This is a genomic window from Haemophilus paraphrohaemolyticus, from assembly GCF_002015045.1.
Taxonomy (GTDB): domain Bacteria; phylum Pseudomonadota; class Gammaproteobacteria; order Enterobacterales; family Pasteurellaceae; genus Haemophilus_A; species Haemophilus_A paraphrohaemolyticus.
In genome coordinates this window covers 233,994-255,875 of record NZ_MUXX01000012.1, presented here as the reverse complement: position 1 = coordinate 255,875, position 21,882 = coordinate 233,994, and the positions used below count along the sequence as shown (strand labels likewise).

Here is a 21,882-nt window from a genome sequence, read left to right as displayed (position 1 = left end):
CTTTTAGATTAACAAGCGGTTAAATTTACAAATTCATCTGCAAATTCGACCGCTTGATTAATGCAAAATTCCCTTTTGGGGATTAATCTTTACCCACGTGCAGAATCGCCAAGAACGCTTCTTGTGGCACTTCTACGTTACCGAGGGATTTCATTCGTTTCTTACCCTCTTTTTGTTTTTGTAGAAGTTTTTTCTTACGGCTTACGTCGCCACCGTAACATTTCGCTAATACGTTTTTACGCAACTGTTTTACGGTTGAACGCGCAATAATGTGGTTACCGATGGCTGCTTGAATCGCAATGTCAAATTGTTGGCGTGGAATTAAATCTTTCATTTTTTCCACTAATTCACGACCACGATATGGGGCGTTATCTTTATGAACGATAAGTGCTAACGCATCAACACGATCACCATTGATCATAATATCCACACGCACCATATCCGCTGCTTGGAAGCGTTTGAAGCCATAATCCAATGAAGCATAACCACGTGAAGTTGATTTCAAACGGTCGAAGAAATCTAACACCACTTCGCCCATTGGGATTTCATAGGTTAACGCAATTTGATTGCCGTGGTAAACCATATTGGTTTGCACGCCACGTTTCTCCACGCAAAGGGTAATCACGTTGCCCAAATACTCTTGAGGCACAAGCATATTACACTCTGCAATTGGCTCACGAATTTCACTGATGTTACTAATCGGTGGCAATTTCGATGGACTATCCACATAAACGGTTTCCCCATTCGTTTGCACTACTTCATAGACTACCGTTGGTGCTGTGGTAATGAGATCTAAATCGTATTCACGCTCTAAACGTTCTTGAATGATCTCCATATGCAACAAGCCCAAGAAACCACAACGGAAACCAAAGCCTAATGCCGTTGAGTTTTCTGGCTCATAGAATAAAGAAGCATCATTTAAGCTCAATTTACCTAACGCATCACGGAAGGCTTCATAGTCGTCTGAGCTAATTGGGAATAAGCCTGCGTAAACCTGTGGTTTGACCTTTTTAAAACCAGGTAACACTTCCGTTGCCGAATTATGGTGATGGGTTAAAGTATCGCCTACTGGTGCACCTAAAATGTCTTTAATCGCACACACTACCCAACCTACTTCGCCCGTATTAAGCTCAGTCGTATCCACTTGTTTTGGCGTAAAAATACCAAGGCGATCCACATTGTAAGACTGCCCCGTGCTCATTACTTTAATTTTGTCGCCTTTTTTGAGTGTACCATTTTTTACACGCACAAGTGACACAACACCCAAGTAGTTATCGAACCAAGAGTCGATAATCAAGGCTTGTAATGGTGCTTCAGGATCGCCCTCTGGTGCTGGGATTTTATGCACGATTTCTTCTAGTACATCCTCAATCCCCACACCTGTTTTTGCAGAACAACGCACTGCGTCCATCGCATCAATCCCAACTATGTCTTCAATCTCTTCTGCCACGCGTTCAGGATCTGCCGCAGGTAAGTCAATTTTGTTTAGAATTGGCACTACTTCCAAATCCATTTCAATCGCTGTGTAGCAGTTTGCAAGGGTTTGTGCTTCTACGCCTTGCCCTGCATCAACGACTAACAATGCACCTTCACAGGCTGCAAGTGAACGCGAAACCTCATAAGAGAAGTCTACGTGTCCTGGTGTATCGATAAAGTTTAATTGATAGGTTTCGCCGTCTTTCGCTTTATAATTTAAGGTTACGCTTTGTGCTTTAATAGTAATCCCACGTTCACGCTCAAGATCCATTGAGTCTAGCACCTGCGCTTCCATCTCACGATCAGACAAACCGCCACAGGTTTGAATCAAGCGGTCAGAAAGCGTGGATTTTCCGTGATCAATGTGGGCAATAATCGAAAAGTTACGAATGTTCTTCATATTCATCGGGCAATAAATGTCCTGTTTTTAAAAATTTAGGGAAAAATAACCGTGCAATTCTACTTGAATTTCACGGTTATTTCAAAGGAAATGCTCTATTGTGCTATTTACAATTCACCTGCCAAGCTAATCGGCTAAACTCAATTGCAAGCTCGCTTAATACCTGTTGGTAAGCGGTTAAATTTTGCGATTTTTTTGCAAAAGCGGACCGCTTGTCAGAAAACTGCATCTGTGCATAACCACATTGCAAATCTCGCCCGCGCGAAACCTCTAACTGCACATCATTAAAACGCTCCGTTGGCGGATAAAGCACCTCACTACGCAGTTCATTTTGCACCACTTCAACTTTCGCTTGCGTATCCTCCTGATGAGCAAACGCATTTTGACGCAATGATGCACGATCAGCTAAACTCATCCTTTTGCTATTTTTATCTACAAAAATCAAAATACCTTTCTGCCAATTCTCGGGATTTTTTGTACCTTCAGCAGGCAAATAAAGCAGTTGTTGCATCTCATCAATCTGACTTTGCGTTACCTTTTCAAAACGCTGTTTCTGGAATGTTACTGCATCAGGCAGATCAAAACCGCCCGTTTTAAACTGGCAAGCGGTCAAAAATAAGGAAAAAAGTGCAAAGCTACCCCAACGAAAAATATTCATTACTGCTCCTCGCGTTTAAAAACCAATTCAGTTGCCGTTGAGCTCTCCTCATCAAACCAATAACCGCCATAGTTAAAGGTTTTAAGTTGTTCAATTTCAGTTGGTTGCTCAGTTAAAATAAAACGCACCATCATTCCTCGAGCTTTTTTGGCATAGAATGAAATCTGTTTAAACTTGCCATTTTTCTCATCTAAGAAAACAGGTTTTACAATGGTCGCATTCAGATTTTTCGGTTTTACTACATTATAATATTCATCTGAAGCAAGATTCACCAACACGCTATCGCCCTGTTCATCAATCGCCTGTTGCAAATACTCGGTTATAGTATTGCCCCAAAATGCGTACAGATCTTTGCCTTTAGGATTAGTCAATTTCGTGCCCATTTCCAAACGATAAGGCTGCATCAAATCAAGCGGTTTTAGCAAGCCATATAAGCCTGAAAGCATACGCAAGTGCTTCTGTGCATATTCGACCTGCTCACGGCTTAGCGTTTCCGCTTCAAGCCCTATGTAAACATCTCCTTTAAACGCAAAAAGTGCAGCTTTGGCATTTGTCTCATTATGGTCAAGCTGCCATTCAGCAAAACGTGCTACATTTAAACTCGCCAATTTATCGCTAATCGACATTAACGATCCTAATTCCGCTGGGCTAAATTGCTGACAAATTTCAATCAATTCTTGACTGTAAGCGGTCAAATTTGGTTGAGAAAATACAAATTGAGGCACGGGTGTTTCAAAATCGAGGGTTTTCGCAGGGGAGATAATGGCAAGCATAGGTAATTCCTTTCAAAAATGAAATACAAAAAAGGCAGGAAAAACCTGCCTTTTGCGATAATACTTTCGTATAGATACTCGAAATTAACGTTTTGAGTATTGTGGACGACGACGTGCTTTGTGTAAACCCACTTTTTTACGTTCAACGCGACGTGCGTCACGAGTAACGAAGCCAGCTGCACGAAGTGCTGGGCGTAAAGTTTCGTCGTATTCGATCAATGCACGTGTAATACCGTGACGGATTGCACCTGCTTGACCAGAGATACCACCACCTTTAACAGTAATGTATAAATCTAATTTATCTAATAATTCAACTAATTCTAATGGCTGACGCACGATCATACGTGAAGTTTCACGACCGAAGTATACGTCTAAAGAACGTTGGTTAATAGTGATGTTACCGCTGCCCGGTTTGATAAATACACGAGCTGAAGAGCTTTTGCGGCGACCTGTGCCGTAGTTTTGATTTGCTGCTGTCATTTTGATGCTCCGTGATTAGATGTCTAAAACTTGTGGTTGTTGTGCAGCGTGGTTGTGTTCGTTACCTGCGTAAACTTTTAATTTACGGAACATTTCACGGCCTAAAGGACCTTTTGGTAACATACCTTTTACTGCGATCTCGATCACTGCTTCTGGACGACGTGCAATCATTTCTTTGAAGGTTGCATCTTTAATACCACCTACATAGCCAGTGTGCCAGTAGTAGATTTTATCAGTTTCTTTTTTACCTGTTACAGCTACTTTCTCTGCATTGATAACAATGATGTAATCACCTGTATCAACGTGTGGAGTATATTCAGCCTTGTGTTTACCACGTAAACGACGTGCTAATTCAGTAGCTAAACGACCTAAAGTTTTACCTGTCGCATCTACTACATACCAGTCACGTTTTACTGTTTCTGGTTTTGCTACAAAAGTTTTCATTAATTAAATACCAAAATTTAAAGTTTAAACCCAATATCCTAGTGGATATTACCTATTAATTTTTCGGCTAAATCCGACCCCTTCGAGTCTTATTTAGACCAACTTGTTTGGCGGGAAAGTCCAAACAAAAACAGGGTGTGCGTATTATACAGATTTTGTATTAAAAATCTAATACTTTCACCAATTTTTTGCGTTTAGTCAGTAAAACTGAATTTTTAACTACTTGGCTATTCCTTTCTCACTCGGAAAATGTTACAACTCGTTACATATTTATTACCCAGCAAATAAGAGATTTTTTATGACAGAATGGACTATTGCCGTTTGGGGTGCTTTAGGCGCAGCATTTATTGTAGGTATTTTCATCGGAGTACTTGTAACCCGCATGGCAAGCCGTAACGTGCAAAAACAACTACAACTGGAAGCTGATTTAGTCTGCTGAATTATTAGCAACTCTCGCAACGGATTATAAAAAGCTCTACGACCATTTAGCTAACGGCTCTGCAGAGCTTTTACCAGAAGAGCATCAAACCGAATTTTTTAAACTTACAACTAAAGAAGACCAACCTCGAGATTATTCCGAAGGCTCTTCCGGTTTATTTAAAAAGCAATAAAATAATTTGATAAAGAAAACCCAGCCTAAGACTGGGTTTATTATGATATGTTTTATCGACACTGCGCTTTAAAACGAAGGAGATGATCGAGTAACACAATCGCCATCATTGCTTCAGCAATTGGCACGGCTCGGATGCCAACGCAAGGGTCGTGTCTGCCTTTAGTTACCACTTCCACAGGTTCGTTATTTGAGTTTACGCTTTGACCTGGCACGGTAATGCTTGAAGTTGGTTTTAACGCAATATTGGCAATAATTGGCTGCCCCGAACTAATACCACCTAAAATGCCACCTGCGTGGTTCGATAAAAAGCCTTCTGGGGTCATTTCATCGCGGTGTTGGCTGCCTTTTTGTTCAACCACTGCAAAACCATCGCCAATTTCGACCGCTTTCACAGCATTAATAGACATCAATGCGTGGGCTAAATCCGCATCTAGGCGATCAAAAACAGGTTCGCCTAAACCAACAGGTACATTTTCAGCTATCACTGAGAGTTTCGCTCCGATAGAGTCGCCCTCTTTTTTCAGCTCACGAATAAGTTCTTCAAACTGCTCTACCGCCACAGGGTCAGGGCAGAAAAACGGATTGCTATTCACTTCATTCCAATCAATTTTACTGATATCTGCCACTTTTGCAGGATCAATTTTAACCGAGCCAATTTGCGATAAATAGCCTCGTACTTCAATACCAAATTGTTCACGCAGATATTTTTTTGCAATCGCCCCTGCAGCCACACGCATTGCAGTTTCACGCGCAGAAGAGCGACCGCCACCGCGATAGTCACGGATACCATATTTTTGTTGGTAAGTGTAATCCGCGTGACCAGGGCGGAATTTGTCCATAATATCGCCGTAATCTTTGGAGCGCTGGTCACCATTTTTGATAATTAACCCGATACTCGTACCCGTGGTTTTCCCTTCAAATACGCCCGATAAAATCTGTACTTCATCATCTTCACGACGAGGGGTAGTATAACGGGATGTCCCAGGTTTACGGCGGTCTAAATCGGGTTGCAAATCCGCCTCGCTCAATGCCATATTCGGTGGTACGCCATCCACAATACAACCTAGTGCAATCCCGTGCGATTCGCCAAAAGTGGTTACCTTAAATAATTGTCCAATGCTGTTGCCTGCCATATTGCTTTCCTTTTATTGTTATTTGCAAAATTCTATGAGACTTTAACCGCTTGTGTCGTCTGATTATCTTCAGAATGCAAGTGAACATCAAGCTGATTGAGTGCCAAACGGATGTCATTTTCTCTAAATAGCTGATTGATGCGATATTGCAAGAAGTTCATTGTCTCTATGCGATCACCCAATTCGCCCACAAACACGAGCAACTCATGTTCTAATGCATTATCGCCAAAATGAAGCATATTGATTTCCACTTTTGGCTCATTCAACACTTTCGGTGCTTCGCTCACTGCTTGAAGAAGTAATCGTTGCATTAAGTCAAGGTCGGTATCATAACTCACTTTAAAGAAAATTTGTAAGCGAGTGATAGTATTATTCAACGTCCAGTTAATAAAACGATCAGTCACGAACGCTTGGTTTGGTAACACCACTTCCATATGTTCCGAATTCAGCAAGGTGGTTGAACGCAAGCGAATCTTCGTGATAATCCCCGTATACTGCCCCACTGTTACCTTATCGCCTACGCGAATTGGGCGTTCAAATAGCAAGATAGAGCCCGATACGAAACTACCAAAAATCTCTCGCACTCCGAAGCCCAAACCAACTGAAAGGGCGGTAAAGATCCATTGAATTTTGGTCCACGAAATTCCCAATGCCGAAAATGCCGATACGCTACCGAAGATCACAATAATGTAGGTTAAGAAAGTAATTATCGTCTGAGGTGTGCCTTTGGAGAGGTGCATTTTTGAGAAAACCGTCACTTCCAAAATACCCGCAATGTTTTTAATCAACACATAGGTAACAACTACATAAAGCGAGGCACGCATTAAGTTAAGCAGTGTTACTGACTCAACCTGACTGCCCTCATTACTTTCCCATAAAATCACACCATCAAGGTAGTAGGCAACACTAATCAGATCCGACCAAATCACATAAAGCGATGCAAACAACACCACCCAGCCAATCAAATCGGTGACACGATAAATCTGTTGGTTCACTACCGAAAGTTTGATCGTTTCGTCCTCTTTTGTCTCTTCTTTAGTGCTATTTTCTAATACCTGTTCGCGCAATTTACGACGTTTTTCTTGCAAACGACGATATGCCAAACGGCGGGCAGAAATTGCCACAAAACGATACGCAAAATAACGCCCAAAAACCCAAAGCAAAATCACAAAGTAACTATTAAGCAAGTGCGTAATGAGGTAAACCGCCGTATAGTAATAGCCTAAAATAATGAGAATAATCAATGAGATAGGCACAATTACTAAAATCAGGCGTAATAGTCGGAACAAGCCGATACTCGTATTCGTTGCACCCTCTTCTTTCTTCGCTTTTTGGTATTCTCGAATCGCGCGGTTTAGCAGTGGACGAACCACTAAAAGGCAAAGCGCCAAAGCAATAATCGACATTACCTGCCCAATGGCATCATTGAGATAACCGATCTCATCAATTTGCGATGGAATAGACGACACCAATAATAAACCAACAATCCAAATTGATTGCTTGATAATACGTTGGAAAATACGGTTACTCTCTTGCGGCATGCCAAAATGACGGAATGCTAAACCATTTGGGCGAAGTAATGAAAGTACCGTCGCAAAGAACCACCAATAAAGCGTTACTCGCATACCCCAACGCCCAATTGCAATCGGGTCGTTAAAGAAAAGAAAACCTATCGCATTATAAGCGGTGAAAAACATCAGCGTACTTGGTAAAGCCAACAATACTGTCCAAAACATCGCTTCTGGCGTCAACCAATGACTATCGTTAGTCAGGGTGTTTACTCGTGAAGCAAGGCTTGCCAAGCGGTCTTTTATTACCGATTTTTTCCAATTGATAAGTAATGCAATCAACAAGAAAATAGAAGTAAACAACACCGTAGATAATAAATTCGGCTGTACGTTTTCAATCCCAACATAATCGGTCAAAACACCTACTTCTGCAAATGCTAACGCAGGAAAAGCCTTAAGCCACGCAAAATCCATCGGATTATTGCTGTTTACCCAGAAACTTTGCTGTTGTAGTTTACGTTGCAGGGCATCGCCAATCGCCAAGGCTTGGCGTTGGTTATTTTCAATCGTAATCGAAAGATTGAGCTGGCTATTTAACGACTTAATAATCTCATCGAGCAGTTTTTGACGCTCTTTGAGAATATTATTTAACGCACTATTTTCCTCACTCGTTAAAGGCTCCTCCAAATTATGCGTTAGGTTTCGAACATAATCGTCAATGTTATAAAGCTCATCGCGTTGTTGCGAATATTCAAACAGATTAACCCGCACATTTGAAATCGATTTCGCTAAATCGTTGTTGATTTTTTCGGTAGGCAACGTTTGTTTCTGCTTATTAATCACCTTGGAAAGCACAAGCGTGCCTTGCAATGCGCTAATTTGCTCATCAATATTGCGTTGCGTTTGAGTAAGGCTTTCCAACACATTTCGCATCCGTAAATCGTCATGCGAAAGCGTGTTTAATTTCTTAGTTTGTTGCACCAAAAATTGGCTTAATTCTTTGTTATGATCTAGCTCATCTGTAATTAAGAAATTCTCAATGCTACTTGCTATGCGTTGACTAGCGACATCTTTTGCCTTTTGCTCGGAATCTTCTAAACGCTTAGTATTAAGCACCTCTTGCAACACCGATAACTGCTTTTGCATTAACGCTTGACGTGCTGCCGCCTCGCTTCGTTTTGCTTCATCAAAAGCAATCAATCGCTCTGCATTATTGCTGAGTAAATTGTTATAACGATTGCTCTCTTCAATAAAACGGATTTCAGCATCCCAGCGCTCCATTGCATTCGGTAAATGGCTCTGTGGAGGCAAGCTTTTTACACGGTTAATCTCTTGCAACCGTGCACTATTTTCATCCAATAAACGTTGGTTATTTTTAAGCAGGTTACGATCGTTCGAAATTTGGGCATCTAGTGCTAAAAGCTGAGACTGCACACTCTGCAAATCTGCTTCAATGCTCTCTTGTTGCTTAATAAGATCGGCTAATGAAAGCACATTAAAGCTATTTGCTGAAACCACATTCGTCTCTTTTTTATTCTCTTCTGTCCGTTTTTGCACCTGTGCGAGATCTTGAGGCAAGGTTTGCAACTGCTTTTCTAATGCCGCAATATCTGCCTTTTGCTTTAAGGTTTGATCATTAAAACGCTTGGTTAACTCCAAGTTTTGATCTTGAGCACTCGTTTCCGCTGTCTCTAACGTGCCCGATCTTAATGCACTAATCTGCTGCCTTACGCTCTCTTCCGCTCGGTTTTGAGACGCTTCTGCCCAAGCCTTATGGGAGAAAAGCGAGAGGCTAACTAAACAGAAAAAAAGTATGATGGCGGTTTTCTTAAACATGCTTATTCTAATTTCTTGCAGTTAAATCTTCAGTTGCCCATTTCACTTCTTCATTGGTGTTTTGATTTTTGATAAAAACATCCAACTGATTAAAGGCAATTTCAATTCCGTGCTGTTCGAAAAGTTCGTTAATACGGCGGTTTAGTTGGTCAATGGTGCGAATACGTTCGCTTAATTGCCCCACATAAACACGCAACTCGTGATCTAATGTGCTTGCCCCAAAGGAGAGGAAATATGCCATAGGTGCAGGATCTTTAACTACTGTAGTAGTTTCTTCGGCAGCTTGAAGCAATAATTTCTTCACTAACTCTAAATCTGAGCCATATGCTACACCGATACTAATCACTAAACGAGTCATTGAATTGGTTAATGCCCAGTTCACCACGCGTTCAGTAATAAAAGCTTTGTTTGGCACAATCACTTCTTTTTTGTCATTGTCGATTAAAGTAGTTGCTCGAATACGGATTTTCGACACTGTTCCATTAAATGAACCGATGGTGATCATATCGCCAACACGAATAGGACGTTCAAATAAAATAATAATGCCTGAAACAAAGTTCCCAAAAATTTCCTGCATACCGAAACCCAAACCAACCGATAATGCCGTAAAGAGCCATTGTAGCTTAGACCACGACATTCCCAAGGTTGAGAAGGCAAAAGCTGCCCCTAACACCACTAATAAATAGGTTAATAAGGTACTGATGGTATAAGGCGTACCTTGAGAAAGCGAAAGATGCGGGAAAACAAACGTTTCCAGTAAACCACTTAAGTTCTTAATCAACACATAGGTCACCACAATAATCACTAGAGCAACCAATAGATTAAGCAAGGTAATCGATTCCATCACCACGCCCGTGTCAGTCGTCACACTTTGTTGCCAGAGTGTTACGCCTTTTAAGTAATATGCAACGGTAATAAGATCAGACCAAACCCAATAAAGCGCTGCAAATAAGCCAACCCAGAGCACAAAATCAGTTACTTTCAGCATCTGATTTTTGATTTCACTCACAGCCATTTCATCTGCTTTGATTTCGAATGGTACATCCTCTTCGCCGAAGTTATGCGCTTGTTCATTGCTTGCCTGTTTCGCTAAAGACTCTTTTTTCTCAAGCAAACGGCGATGTGCTAAACGGCGGGAAGAAACCGTAAAGCCACGATAACATACATTTCGCACGATAATCCAAGTAGTTACCGCAAAATAAGTTGAAATCAGATGTTCAATGATGACTAATGATGTGTAGTAATACCCCATCACAATCAACACGATCAACGCAATCGGTGCCAGCAACAAGACCAAACGCACAAAACTTAATGCTCCTTTGGGTGCGTGAATATCCTCTGCTGTGTTTTGATACGTTGAAATTGCTTTTCTAAACCCAGGGGCGATAATAAAGACTGTCATTGCCAAAACAGTAATGGTCATAATTTCGCCCAATACATCATACGTAATGCCCGTTTCCACATTGGCAAAAATAGAGGTATTCAACAATAAACCAATCACCCAAACTGAGCGTTTTAGAATGTTATAGAACAACTCATTACTTTTTTGTGGCATATCAAAATGCTGATAACCAATGCCATGGGGACGAAGAATTGCCATCATAAAGGCAAAGCAGAACCAATAACCCGCCATTTTTAAGCCCCACGGCCAGATCGGAAGTGGATCTTGGAAACAGATGTAAGTCACCAAAATAAACACCGTTAAAAACATAAAGGTGCTTGGCAAGCATAAAATCGTGGTTAAAAGAATCGCTTTAGGTGTATTCCATTGGCTATCGGTTTCTACCGATTTCATTCTGTTATTGATCTCGGTTAATTGGCGTTTAATGTTCTCTTTTTGACGCAAAATCAAGCCAATTAGCAATAATAAACTACCAATTAAGAATGTGGCAGGAATCACATTGTCACGCCAATTTGAAAAATCGAACTGTTTGCCAATCTCTTCTAACTGAAATCCAAGTGTTGGGCCTAGTTTCGTAAACCACGCAAAATCAATCGCATTATTACTTTTTACCCAAAAGCTTTGCTGTTGCAATTTTTGTTGCAACTCATCGCTGATGGTTTGAACCTGTTTCTGTGTCAGTTCAATGTTGATCGCCAAGTTCAACTGAGCATTCATCGATTTAATCAATTCCACAAAAGTTTTCGTACGAGCTGATAAAATCTCCGTTAGCTGTTTCTTTTCAGCATCTGTAAAAGTGTTTTTCTCCTCTTTTTCAAGCTTCGCAATATAACTTTTAGGATCCGCAATTTTATCTTTGAACTCAGTCATATCAAAAATATTCACACGGAGTTCATTAATACGTTCTGCCAAACCTTTGATCATCTCATCTTGTGGCAAAGCCGCACGCTGCTTATTGATAATACGCGAAAGCACAAGCGAGCCTTGCAAAGAACTAATCTGCTCATCCAAGTTACGTTGAGTTTGCTCTAAGTTATCCAACACACCTTTAATACGCAAATTTTCTTGCGAAAGCTCATTCATTTTGGTGGTTTGATCAAGCAATTCTTGTGACATTTTGGCATTAAAATCCAATGCTCGAACAATCACAGGATTGCTCTCCGCATTCACATTTTTTTCAAGCGTTTCCGTTGCTTGCTCTACTTTGACTTTAGATGCCTGCATCAATTTTTCGCTAATCGCTTGCTGAATTGCAGCAAGTTCATTTTGCAATTGTTGCTGTTGTAATTTTTTCTCTTCCAGCTGACTATTATAGAGTGCCGAAAGATCTTCGTTGCCTCGCAATAATGTTTGGTTGTAGCTATTTTGTAAATCTAACAACGCCAATTCTGTGGTAAAATTCACTTTTTGCTCATCACTGACGTTTGCCCCTAACAAAGCAGAATTAATTGCTTGCTTATGCGTGACATTGTTACTCAAAGCAGTTTGTGCTTTATCAGGCACTGCATTTTGGATGACTAATTTTCCATTTAGCGATGCCATTTCTGTTTGTAAATTATTCAATGCATCTTGCTTAGCTGAAAGCAACCCCTGCAAATCATCTAACGAAATATGTTCAAATGACGGCACTGTCACCGTACTATTTTTTAATTTGGTAAGATTGTCTTGGCTCTTTTTTAAACTCGCTTTGGAATGTTCAATTTCACTATTTAACGCTTCATTATCCGCTTTCTGCTTCGCAATTTGAGCCAACAACGATTGAGTATCTTGCAAGGTTTTTAATGTTGCTTTCGTTGCATCGGTTTGCTCCGCTTTTTGCAACGTTGCAATCTGTGCCTGCAATGCTTTTTCACTCGGTAAATCGGCTTGTGCGAGTGAAATACCAAAAATCATCGTAGCAAAAACGAAAAAATATTTCTTCATCATAAATTATCCTTACGGGTGAGCCTTAGTTTAACGGCAACCTCAGATTTTAGTTGTTGTCTGGAAATTTTAATGCCACCTTGTTGTAAATTTTCATCTAACGGCAAGTAGCAAATCGGGTGTTTAAATCTTTCTAAATGCTGTGTCGCAAACTTTTGTAGTTTTTCGACCGCTTGTGTTGAGAATGGTTCGAGCAAATCCACCACCGCCACAGGGCGTTCTCCAAACTCAACATCTGCAATCGGTACAATAAAAATCTGCCTGAGTAAATCTGAAGCGAACAACACTTTTTCTACCTCTTCGGGCTGAATATTCTCCCCACCCGAAATAAACATATTATCCAATCGACCTTTAACAATCAAATGACCTTGCTCATTCCACTGCCCAAGATCTTTCGTTTGCAGCCAACCTTGAGCATTGGTAAGCGGTCGAATCTCGGCATTTTTTTGCCAATAACCCAGTGCTAAACAATCGCCTTTTACCCAGATTTCATTATCAACCAAACAGACTTCCCGCCTTTTCAATGGCTTACCCACATTGCCTAACTCATTTTTTACAGCACAAATCGTCGAAGCCATTTCGGTCATACCATACCCCGAAAAAGTAGTTATTCCCTGCACTTTCGCTTGTTGAACTAATTCCGCAGGAATAGCAGCTCCACCAAGCAAAACAGTTTGCTTTTTCGACCGCTTGTGAAGTTCCGCTGATGCCAAATAACGTTGCATTTGGGTGGGCACAAGGGAGGCGTGCGAAACTTGAGAAAGTAGCTTAAAAAAATCTGCTTTATCTTCATTCACATAGAGCGTTGCCCCTTGTGAAAGCCAACGCCACACAATCCCCTGCCCTGAAACGTGAAACAACGGCAAACTCAGTAGCCAGCTATCGCTTTGTTTAAAATCGAGTAATTTACACACACCTTCCGCATTCGCTAGATGGTTTTTGATGCTATGCACCACGGCTTTTGGCGAACCTGATGAGCCAGAAGTGAGCGTTAAAGTAGCAGGAGAGGCATAATCTAAAGCAGGCAATTCACAAGCGGTAAGATTTTCATCAAAATTTGTAAAAAGCTGATCGGTAATCAAAAACTGAATGCCATATTGCTCGCAAAGTTGCGTTGTTTGTTCTGATGAAAATGCAGGATTAAGCATTAAGATCTGCTTATTTAAAGCAATTACCGTACAATAACAGAGCAACCCAATTAAGCGATGCGAGCCTTGATAGCCAATTAATTGAGCCTGTAAAAAGGAGGGCTGAGAAGAGAGAAAAGTCGCCGTTTGAGCAATGAGATGGTGAAAATCTTGCCAGCAAATTTGCTCAGGCAAAAAAGGGAAAAAGCCACTTTTCCCTTTTTCCCAAACAATAGCGATGCGTTCAACATTCGCCTTATCACTTGCTTGCCCGCCTGCTTTATTTCCCCAACAAGCGGTAAAAAAATGCGAAGATTTCAGCATAGCAATTTAAACAAATAAACCTTGCACGCGTTTAATCAATTTTTCAGGCAACCCCATTTCACTCATCACATTAGTGACAATCAAACCTTTACGGTTAGTATTGTTATTGGTTACCACCCAAAATGGCGAGCTTGGAATTTGTTTCGCTTTTACGCTATTGCCGTGCTTTAATAATGAAGCTTCATCTTTAGCAAAATAAGTTCTTGAATTGCCCGTTACCATTTCTGTTGCTTTTGCAAATGCATCAGGATTATGTTTATATAAAGCCTCAAGCAATCTCAGAAAACGCACTACGCCTTTTGCTGGTTCAGTAAATAACGCTGAGTTCAGCACTTTCTCCAACTGCTCATTAGAAGATCGCTTAACTTCTAACTTAACAGAAGGTTCATGGTAGTGCGAATGTTTTTTCTCTTTTGGTTTTGCCATTTCTTTGAGCTCATCAATCACATTTTGCTGAACCAGTGCAAATGGCTGAGGTGATGAAGGTAAACGTAATAGACGACGCAAAATATCAGAGGCACTTTCGCCAATTGATTGTGTTCTGCTCGCAATGTAATGATATAATTCATCATCGATTTCGATATTTTTCATCTTATCCCCTTAATTTACTTGAATTTTACTGAGCGAATATAGCTTGGCATTATAATCAAGTTCAGGATCTTTTTGTAGATAAAAATCACTCAATTTTAGTGAAAAGAATAACTTATGAATAAAAATTTACTTTTAAATTATCAACTCCAACCTGCCATCAAAAAACCAAACGCTCAAACCATGGTGTTTTTGCATGGCTTATTTGGCGATATGAATAATCTTGGCATTATTGCTCGCCGTTTTGCTGAACAATTTAATATTTTACGGGTCGATCTTCGCAATCACGGGGCGTCATTTCACGCAGATGAAATGAATTACACCTTGATGGCTGAAGATCTGAAAAATCTGCTGCTGGCTCTAAAATTATCAAATGTTATTGTGATTGGTCATTCGATGGGGGGGAAAACGGCAATGACCTTAGCGCATATCGCACCAGAACTGGTGGATAAATTGGTGGTAATTGACATTGCTCCAACAAAGAACCCAACACATCGCCACGATGCTAATTTTGCAGGTTTATTTGCGGTAAAAGAGGCAAAACCTACCACCCGACAAGAGGCAAAAGCAGTGCTTAGCCAGTTTGTGAAAGATGAAGGCGAACAACAATTTATGCTGAAAGCCTTTGCCCCGCAAAAACCTGACTATTTCCGTTTTAATCTCACAGGCATTAAAGCAAATTATCTCAATATTATGGACTGGCAAGCAGTCTATTTTGATAAGCCGACGCTCTTTATTAAAGGTGGCGCTTCTGATTACATCCAAGCAAAGGATACGCAAACGATTTTAGAACAATTCCCGAAAGCGACCTCTTTTGTTGTCGCGAATGCACACCATTGGGTGCACGCCGAAAAAGCTGAAACTGTTGTACGTGCCATTCAAAAATTTTTAGAGAAGAACTAATAGAAAATAGGAACAATATGAAAGATACGATTTTTTCCGCACCAATTGAGAAATTGGGTGATTTTACCTTTGATGAAGCGGTGGCAGAAGTTTTCCCTGATATGATCCAACGCTCCGTGCCAGGTTATTCAAACATTATCACTGCAATTGGAATGTTGGCTCAACGCTTTGTGACTGATAATTCCAATATTTATGACTTGGGCTGCTCTCGCGGTGCAGGGATTTTATCTATCCGCCGCAATATTCAGGAGAAACAAGCGCAAATTATCGGGGTTGATAATTCTCCCGCGATGGTTGAACGCTGCCGAGCACATATCAATGCCTATCATTCTAATGTACCTGTTGAGGTTTTATGCGATGATATTCGCCAAGTCAAAATTGAAAATGCTTCAATGGTGGTGCTAAATTTTACCCTGCAATTTTTACCTCGTGCTGATCGTTTAGCTTTATTGAAAAAGATCCACCAAGGCTTAAACCCAAACGGCATTTTAGTACTTTCAGAAAAATTCACCTTTGAAAATGAAACGATGAATGAGTTGCTGATTGATTTACACCACACCTTCAAGCGCGCAAATGGCTATAGCGAGCTAGAAGTGAGTCAAAAACGCACGGCATTGGAAAATGTAATGCTCACCGATAGTATTGAAACCCATAAACAACGCTTACAAGAAGCTGGCTTTAGCCAAATTGAACTTTGGTTCCAATGCTTTAATTTTGGATCGATGATTGCGGTTAAATAACCCATCAATCATACTATAACAAAACCCCCAACCATTTCTGATCGGGGGTTATTTTTAACTTAATCTAAGCAATCAGAGATTACCAGAATACACGCATACCTACACCGATAGCTTTGTCAGCTTCTTTAGTTTTTAAAGCATAACCACCAGTAGCATTTACATTGTAGTCTTTAGTACGAACGTATTTACCTTCTACGAATGCAACCACTTGTTTGTGGAATTTGTAGTCAACGCCAAGTAAAAAACCGTGTTTGATATTTTTTGCTGTATCAACAGAGTTTTGTTCTGATTTAGAACGTTCGTATAAGTAGTTACCATATACTTTAGATGCTGGAATTACTTGATATTCGAAACCAGGTGATACATAGAATTTATTAGTTTTCACTGCTGTTGTTTCAGCTTTTTGGTGTGCATAACCGAAGTCACCAATTAAAGTGAAATCACCTAAAGTATAGCTTGCAGATGCTAAGTAGCCATCTTTACGGGTAGTTTTGTTATCTACACCTGTTTCATAGTTTGTGTGACCATAAGCGAAACGAACATCATAGTTATCTTGTGCAAATAAAACACCTGCACCGTATGCATTTTTGATATTACCAGTAATATCTGCTACACCAGTATCGTTACCTTGTGCATCTTTAATTGTTTTTAAAGGGTTACCTTTGTCATTATGTTTTTGACCAAAGTTGTAGTTTGCACTAGCATGTAAACCTTCGATACCTTTATAGTCATAACGGATTACACCAGTACCAGAAGTTGGGATATAGCCACCTTTTGGAATTAAACCGTATTCATAATCGTTAGTTTGGCTTAAGTCATCTGCGATAGTTACTTGACGACCAAAAGTGATGTTACCATATGCTTTGCTACCCAAACCAACGTACGCACGTTTAGCATATAAACTACCGAATTGGTCGCGTGATTCCGTATTATCAAAACGGAATTCTAAACGACCTAATGCATAGAAGTCTTCACCTAATTGGTGTTTAGCCGTTACACCAAAACGTGTGCCTGCGTTACGTAATGCTGAGCTTGATACTTTACCTGTTGAACCTGCTTGATAGCGAGTGCCATCAACCCATTTACCTTGATGATAATTAGTTTTTACGCTACCCTTTTCAGCAATTAAACGTAATGAACCGTCGAAATCAACTTTTGTACCATCTGCGTCTACTACGGTTACCGCTTGTGCTGAAGCTGCTGCTAATGCTGCTACTGTTAATGCAACTAATGTTTTTTTCATAATGACCACCTATCTATAAGGTTTGTTTTAGTAATACGTCCTTTAAAACTAAAGAACCATCTTAAAAACTTGCGAACATCTAATCCTTTACATTTGGCTAGATGTTTGTGCAAGCGAATAATGGCAAAAAGCGAATACGGTGTCAATAGTTTGGCGAAAAGCTGCACTCATAAAATTATGCTTTAAAATCAATATGTTACAAATCAATTATAAAAAATGGAGCTAAAAATAAATTTATTTTGCATTCCACTTCACAAAACAAATCAAAACTAAACCTTTGATTTTAAAAGAGTTTTATTTCATTTTTCTTTTAGAAATAAAGTTCAGACAAAAATAAAAAATATTTTGTGACTTAGATCACATTTTTGATATTTAATTAGAAAAATGTCTATTTTTTCAACAAACCCTACACATTGAAACCTAAAAAAGCTCAGGTATAATGATTTCAAGACCAAGTTAAAACGAATAATGAGTGCCAATATATGAATGCTTTTATCGAAAAAGTTGAAGAAAATCTTGCACAATTTACCCCATTTGAAGACGAACAAGCGGCCGTTTTCGGCAATTATTTTGCTAAAAATGAAGCCAAAATTTCATTTTTTATTGGTGAAATTCGACATACCGCAGCAATATTAAGCCAGCAAAATGAGGTTGCTTATGCTGAAATTTATGCTAAAAAATTGCTCGAACAGGTTGACGCTTTACAAAAAGCGGTAAAATCTATTCAGAAAAAAAGCAAATTGGCCTCTTTTTCTTCCAACTACCGTTTCCCCAAAAACGTCCACGCCTTACCTGTAGAAAAACGCTTAATTGAATACAGAAAAGCATTAAGGATACTCAATGACAAAATCAGCTGGTTACTTGATAAGCAATATCACGCTCAAAATGATGCTGAAAGAATCCACTACCAGCAACAAATCCAAGAAACCGAATTTAGAAGAGAAAAATGTTTGGCAGCGATTGAGATATTAGAAGAACACTGATCGCTAAAATAAAAAGAGCGTTTTAAGACAATTAAAACGCTCTTTGTCAATTTATAAAGAAATTTAACCGTTTACTACTCTAACCCCTGCGAAGAAAGAATCATCTGGCACTGATAAGGTGTGGCAGGTAATACTTTTGATTTGGGTGTGCTTGATTTTGGTGCTGGTTCGAACCACGAATACAATTCAGCCCCACAGCCATCACCTGCAGGTAAAACGGCTTGATTTTCACAATTTTTTGCATCTTGCGGGCAGCTTAAACGCACGTGAATGTGTGAATCGTGTCCATACCAGGGGCGGATTTTTTGTAACCAATTACGATCTGCTTTCTCGCTGTTGCACAATTTCACTTTAATCGCAGGGTTCACAAAAATGCGGTTCACACGGCTATCTTGTGCGGCTAATTTAATTAAATTGAACTGGTTCGGCGTCCACACCCGCTCATCGACAATCTGTCTATCGCGATCGACCATCAATGTCGCTAACCCTGCAGGATTACGTGCTGTTTCATCATCCATTGGCCCGAAACGCAACCAAATATCTGCATCCAATCCTGTTTGATGGCTGGCGTGTCCTGAAGAGAAGCGCCCACCTGCTGGCATTCCCATATCGCCAATTAAAATCGGTGGCAAGCCAGCTGCTTTACTGCGTTGACCTAATTTCGTGAGGTAATCGAGCAACTGTGGGTGCCCGTAATAACGGTTTTTCACCGAACGAATCACTTGGTAACCTTCGCCTTTTAAGGCAAGCGGCTTAGCACCGATAATACAGCCATTGCTATATCCACCGATAGATTGTGGCTGTCCTGAAATAGGTGTACGGATCTTTTCCCATTGGGTGGCAACAGTAGTTGCAGAAAATAGTGCTAAGCTTGATACTAAAACAGTTCTTATTAATTTCATTTTGTTTCCTATATGCCTAGGGCTCTCTCCCTAGGTTACGTATAAATGAGTCCTTATAGGGCTCCACTTCTTCATAACTTCCCAGCCTCGTAGAGGCTGATTTATAAGTAACCTATGGCTTGTAGCCATAGGACTCTTTACAACAACGCCCAACTCAAATTAGATACTAAATGACACGGCTTACATTGAAAATAGAACATCTCGTGCAATGGCTTAGCTAATTTCCAATCCCCACCACAACAAGGGCAGGTGCGATGATGTTCGACTTGTTCATCATTGCCTAAACGGTAGAGATAATAATAGACAGGTACACCCACTTCTTGTTCAATCTGACGAGCAAGTGCCATACCTTGTTGGCTCAGTTCGCTCTGATATTCGCTAATTTCAGCAAGAGCCGTTTGTTCTAATGCACCGCCGTTCATCTGCAGCTGATCGCATGCTTGCCAACTCTCTTGCCATTTGATTACCGCTTCCGCAAGCGGTGGATTTTGTCGTAAAAGTTGGTAAAGTGGCACAGGTTTTAAGCTATTGCCCGATTTAATCGGCGAACAGCTATCCAAATAGGTAGTGTAAAGCATCAGAAATTCTGGCTGTTCATCACGGCTGGTTTCGTCTGCCTGATAATCTTGCCCGATAATTTCAAAACCTGCAAATTCTATGCCAATTTCGCCCGCTTGTTGGAACGCCTCATTGACCCATTCATTGTTCCATTTCGGCAATAGACTTTCTTGTTCGGGAATTGACACTCTCGCTTCAAAATGATCTTGATGATAAGTTACACCAAACTCACGCCCAATAATCTGCCCGTTGTAACGCCATTGATTGATAATTTGCGAAATGGCAGTGACAGGATCGGTTTCAAAATTCGCATAATTAAAATACGCTACGGCTTGATACATTAGGCTTTTTTCCTCTCTTGTTGCACCACTGAAGTCGGCTCTTGATGGATGATAACCTCCGACATCGGAAATGCTGCCAAAATTTTCTGCTCAAGGCTATCAGCAATATCATGTGCTTCTAACAGCGTGAGATGATCTGCCAATTCCAAATGCATCTGAATAAAACGTACTGCGCCTGAGCGACGAGTAAGAATATCGTGTACGCCAATGATATTCGGGTGTTTGGTCGCCATCATCACAATTTGATCGATCTCTTCAGGTGGCAATGCAATATCTAGCAGAATATTGACCGCTTCCCAAAGCATTTTCAATGCATTAAAGGCAATATAAAGAGCGATTAAAATCGCGAAAATCGCATCAGCATAAATCAAGCCAAATAAGTTGAGCACCATCGCAATCAGAATTGCTACGTTCATCAATAAGTCGGTTTGATAATGCAGAGAATCCGCTTGAATAGCAGGACTTTGCGTTAGCTTTACCACTTTTTTCTGATAAATAACCAACACTGCGGTCACAATAATGGAGATGATACTCACCAAAATCCCCAGTTGCGAATCTTCAATCAATTGCGGATTTGTCAGTTTATGGAAGCCTTGCAGTAAAATGAAAATCGCTGAACCACTGATAAACGCGCTTTGAGCAATCGCCGCAAGCGATTCTGCCTTGCCGTGCCCGAATGCGTGATTTTCATCGGCAGGTTGCAAGGCAAATTTGAGCACGAACATACTCACCAGTGAGGCGAATAAGTCTAGCACCGAGTCGGTCATCGCTGCCAACATCGTGATTGAACCAGTTTTCCACCAAACAAAGGCTTTTAATAAAATAAGAAAACACGCCACCGCAATCGCAAACATAGCAGCGCGTCTTACTAATTCTGCGTATTGTTTTTCCATCGTTAAAATAACATAAAGTTAAAATAAAAAAGTGGGCGTTAAACCCACTTTTCTTCGCTTGCTTTTAATTAGAAATCTAACAATTCTTTCTCTTTATCACCAAGCACTTCATCTACTTTCTTGATGAAACCATCAGTGATTTTTTGGATCTCATCTTGTGCTTTACGCTCTTCATCTTCGCTGATTTCTTTGTCTTTTAACAACGCTTTGATTTGATCGTTCGCATCACGACGCACGTTACGGATCGCAATTTTACCTTGCTCGCCTTCACCTTTTACGATTTTGATTAAATCGCGACGACGCTCTTCTGTTAATGGTGGAAGCGGAACACGGATTGTTGTACCCGCTGAAGATGGGTTTAAACCTAAGTCAGAGGTTAAAATCGCTTTTTCTACCGCAGAGATTAAAGAACGGTCGAAAACGTTTACCGCTAAAGTACGTGCATCTTCTGCTACCACGTTTGCTAATTGACGAAGTGGTGTTGCTGCACCGTAATATTCCACTTGAATACCATCTAAAAGGCTCGGTTGTGCACGGCCTGTGCGGATTTTAGAAATGTGGCTTTTTAACGCTTCTAAGCTTTTTTCCATACGCTGTTGCGTATCTTTTTTGATTTCGTTAATCATCTATTTTT

At 40.4% G+C, this 21,882-nt stretch carries 18 protein-coding genes and 1 pseudogene; 4 read left to right on the top strand and 15 right to left on the bottom strand.

Annotated features, from left to right (window positions below):
• Positions 1-82 precede the first annotated feature (82 nt).
• From lepA to rplM, 5 genes are all read right to left on the bottom strand, one after another.
• Positions 83-1,876: a translation elongation factor 4 gene (gene lepA, locus B0184_RS06835; RefSeq protein WP_039851381.1), complete on the bottom strand. Its 1,794-nt coding sequence runs from the start codon at positions 1,874-1,876 to the stop codon at positions 83-85.
• 103 nt (positions 1,877-1,979) lie between these two features.
• The gene (locus B0184_RS06830; RefSeq protein ID WP_005708886.1) at positions 1,980-2,534 is read right to left on the bottom strand and encodes a hypothetical protein; all 555 of its coding nucleotides are present in this window, start codon (positions 2,532-2,534) and stop codon (positions 1,980-1,982) included.
• Positions 2,534-3,307, bottom strand: a complete 774-nt coding sequence (gene yaaA / locus B0184_RS06825) for a peroxide stress protein YaaA (RefSeq protein WP_005708775.1) — start codon at positions 3,305-3,307, stop codon at positions 2,534-2,536. Before yaaA ends, B0184_RS06830 begins: the two co-directional genes overlap by 1 nt.
• An 84-nt stretch (positions 3,308-3,391) precedes the next feature.
• Positions 3,392-3,787, bottom strand: a complete 396-nt coding sequence (gene rpsI / locus B0184_RS06820) for a 30S ribosomal protein S9 (protein WP_005708818.1) — start codon at positions 3,785-3,787, stop codon at positions 3,392-3,394.
• 15 nt (positions 3,788-3,802) lie between these two features.
• Positions 3,803-4,231, bottom strand: a complete 429-nt coding sequence (gene rplM / locus B0184_RS06815; RefSeq protein WP_005596850.1) for a 50S ribosomal protein L13 — start codon at positions 4,229-4,231, stop codon at positions 3,803-3,805.
• Positions 4,232-4,529: 298 nt separating this feature from the next.
• Here rplM and B0184_RS06810 point away from each other — a divergent pair.
• A pseudogene (locus tag B0184_RS06810) lies at positions 4,530-4,842 on the top strand (Z-ring associated ZapG family protein).
• A 52-nt stretch (positions 4,843-4,894) separates the two neighbouring features.
• Here the strand turns inward: B0184_RS06810 and aroC are convergent.
• The 5 genes from aroC to seqA are packed head-to-tail and all read right to left on the bottom strand — an operon-like array spanning position 4,895 to position 14,688.
• On the bottom strand, positions 4,895-5,977 hold the full coding sequence (gene aroC, locus B0184_RS06805) for a chorismate synthase (RefSeq protein WP_005708833.1): 1,083 nt from the start codon (positions 5,975-5,977) through the stop codon (positions 4,895-4,897).
• Between the two features lie 32 nt (positions 5,978-6,009).
• On the bottom strand, positions 6,010-9,321 hold the full coding sequence (gene mscK, locus B0184_RS06800) for a mechanosensitive channel MscK (protein WP_005708676.1): 3,312 nt from the start codon (positions 9,319-9,321) through the stop codon (positions 6,010-6,012).
• A 7-nt stretch (positions 9,322-9,328) separates the two neighbouring features.
• Positions 9,329-12,649 carry a mechanosensitive channel MscK gene (mscK, locus tag B0184_RS06795; RefSeq protein WP_005708907.1) on the bottom strand — a complete coding sequence of 1,107 codons (3,321 nt, stop codon included), beginning with the start codon at positions 12,647-12,649 and terminating at the stop codon, positions 9,329-9,331.
• Complete coding sequence (gene menE / locus B0184_RS06790; protein WP_005708762.1) at positions 12,646-14,097, bottom strand: o-succinylbenzoate--CoA ligase; 1,452 nt, start codon at positions 14,095-14,097, stop codon at positions 12,646-12,648. The genes mscK (B0184_RS06795) and menE overlap by 4 nt, the downstream gene beginning before the upstream one ends.
• Positions 14,098-14,103: 6 nt before the next feature.
• A complete protein-coding gene (gene seqA, locus B0184_RS06785; RefSeq protein ID WP_005708860.1) occupies positions 14,104-14,688 on the bottom strand; it encodes a replication initiation negative regulator SeqA in 585 nt (194 codons plus the stop codon).
• A gap of 114 nt (positions 14,689-14,802) precedes the next feature.
• On the opposite strand from seqA, the gene B0184_RS06780 reads away from it, so the two are divergent.
• Positions 14,803-15,588: an alpha/beta fold hydrolase gene (locus B0184_RS06780; RefSeq protein ID WP_005708731.1), complete on the top strand. Its 786-nt coding sequence runs from the start codon at positions 14,803-14,805 to the stop codon at positions 15,586-15,588.
• Between the two features lie 17 nt (positions 15,589-15,605).
• Entirely contained in the window at positions 15,606-16,328 is a 723-nt protein-coding gene (cmoA, locus tag B0184_RS06775; RefSeq protein ID WP_005708814.1) for a carboxy-S-adenosyl-L-methionine synthase CmoA, read from the top strand.
• 79 nt (positions 16,329-16,407) lie between these two features.
• Here cmoA and B0184_RS06770 read toward each other — a convergent pair whose 3' ends face one another.
• On the bottom strand, positions 16,408-17,571 hold the full coding sequence (locus B0184_RS06770; RefSeq protein WP_005708681.1) for a porin: 1,164 nt from the start codon (positions 17,569-17,571) through the stop codon (positions 16,408-16,410).
• A gap of 482 nt (positions 17,572-18,053) precedes the next feature.
• Here B0184_RS06770 and priC point away from each other — a divergent pair, with 482 nt between their 5' ends.
• Positions 18,054-18,554, top strand: a complete 501-nt coding sequence (gene priC, locus B0184_RS06765) for a primosomal replication protein PriC (protein ID WP_005708679.1) — start codon at positions 18,054-18,056, stop codon at positions 18,552-18,554.
• Between the two features lie 74 nt (positions 18,555-18,628).
• Here the strand turns inward: priC and mepA are convergent, their stop codons facing one another.
• From mepA to frr, 4 genes are all read right to left on the bottom strand, one after another.
• Entirely contained in the window at positions 18,629-19,456 is an 828-nt protein-coding gene (gene mepA, locus B0184_RS06760) for a penicillin-insensitive murein endopeptidase (RefSeq protein ID WP_005708883.1), read from the bottom strand.
• Positions 19,457-19,593: 137 nt separating this feature from the next.
• Positions 19,594-20,355, bottom strand: coding sequence for a Zn-ribbon-containing protein (locus tag B0184_RS06755; protein ID WP_005708764.1), 762 nt, complete (start codon positions 20,353-20,355; stop codon positions 19,594-19,596).
• Positions 20,355-21,248, bottom strand: a complete 894-nt coding sequence (locus tag B0184_RS06750) for a cation diffusion facilitator family transporter (protein ID WP_039851353.1) — start codon at positions 21,246-21,248, stop codon at positions 20,355-20,357. Before B0184_RS06750 ends, B0184_RS06755 begins: the two co-directional genes overlap by 1 nt.
• 68 nt (positions 21,249-21,316) lie before the next feature.
• A complete protein-coding gene (gene frr, locus B0184_RS06745) occupies positions 21,317-21,874 on the bottom strand; it encodes a ribosome recycling factor (protein ID WP_005706753.1) in 558 nt (185 codons plus the stop codon).
• Positions 21,875-21,882: the final 8 nt, after the last annotated feature.

What these genes read in the sequence shown, in the direction of transcription:
- lepA (WP_039851381.1), bottom strand. Translation starts at nt 1,876, where the DNA reads ATGAAGAACATTCGTAACTTTTCGATTATTGCCCACATTGATCACGGA.
- B0184_RS06830 (WP_005708886.1), bottom strand. Translation starts at nt 2,534, where the DNA reads ATGAATATTTTTCGTTGGGGTAGCTTTGCACTTTTTTCCTTATTTTTG.
- yaaA (WP_005708775.1), bottom strand. Translation starts at nt 3,307, where the DNA reads ATGCTTGCCATTATCTCCCCTGCGAAAACCCTCGATTTTGAAACACCC.
- rpsI (WP_005708818.1), bottom strand. Translation starts at nt 3,787, where the DNA reads ATGACAGCAGCAAATCAAAACTACGGCACAGGTCGCCGCAAAAGCTCT.
- rplM (WP_005596850.1), bottom strand. Translation starts at nt 4,231, where the DNA reads ATGAAAACTTTTGTAGCAAAACCAGAAACAGTAAAACGTGACTGGTAT.
- aroC (WP_005708833.1), bottom strand. Translation starts at nt 5,977, where the DNA reads ATGGCAGGCAACAGCATTGGACAATTATTTAAGGTAACCACTTTTGGC.
- mscK (WP_005708676.1), bottom strand. Translation starts at nt 9,321, where the DNA reads ATGTTTAAGAAAACCGCCATCATACTTTTTTTCTGTTTAGTTAGCCTC.
- mscK (WP_005708907.1), bottom strand. Translation starts at nt 12,649, where the DNA reads ATGATGAAGAAATATTTTTTCGTTTTTGCTACGATGATTTTTGGTATT.
- menE (WP_005708762.1), bottom strand. Translation starts at nt 14,097, where the DNA reads ATGCTGAAATCTTCGCATTTTTTTACCGCTTGTTGGGGAAATAAAGCA.
- seqA (WP_005708860.1), bottom strand. Translation starts at nt 14,688, where the DNA reads ATGAAAAATATCGAAATCGATGATGAATTATATCATTACATTGCGAGC.
- B0184_RS06780 (WP_005708731.1), top strand. Translation starts at nt 14,803, where the DNA reads ATGAATAAAAATTTACTTTTAAATTATCAACTCCAACCTGCCATCAAA.
- cmoA (WP_005708814.1), top strand. Translation starts at nt 15,606, where the DNA reads ATGAAAGATACGATTTTTTCCGCACCAATTGAGAAATTGGGTGATTTT.
- B0184_RS06770 (WP_005708681.1), bottom strand. Translation starts at nt 17,571, where the DNA reads ATGAAAAAAACATTAGTTGCATTAACAGTAGCAGCATTAGCAGCAGCT.
- priC (WP_005708679.1), top strand. Translation starts at nt 18,054, where the DNA reads ATGAATGCTTTTATCGAAAAAGTTGAAGAAAATCTTGCACAATTTACC.
- mepA (WP_005708883.1), bottom strand. Translation starts at nt 19,456, where the DNA reads ATGAAATTAATAAGAACTGTTTTAGTATCAAGCTTAGCACTATTTTCT.
- B0184_RS06755 (WP_005708764.1), bottom strand. Translation starts at nt 20,355, where the DNA reads ATGTATCAAGCCGTAGCGTATTTTAATTATGCGAATTTTGAAACCGAT.
- B0184_RS06750 (WP_039851353.1), bottom strand. Translation starts at nt 21,248, where the DNA reads ATGGAAAAACAATACGCAGAATTAGTAAGACGCGCTGCTATGTTTGCG.
- frr (WP_005706753.1), bottom strand. Translation starts at nt 21,874, where the DNA reads ATGATTAACGAAATCAAAAAAGATACGCAACAGCGTATGGAAAAAAGC.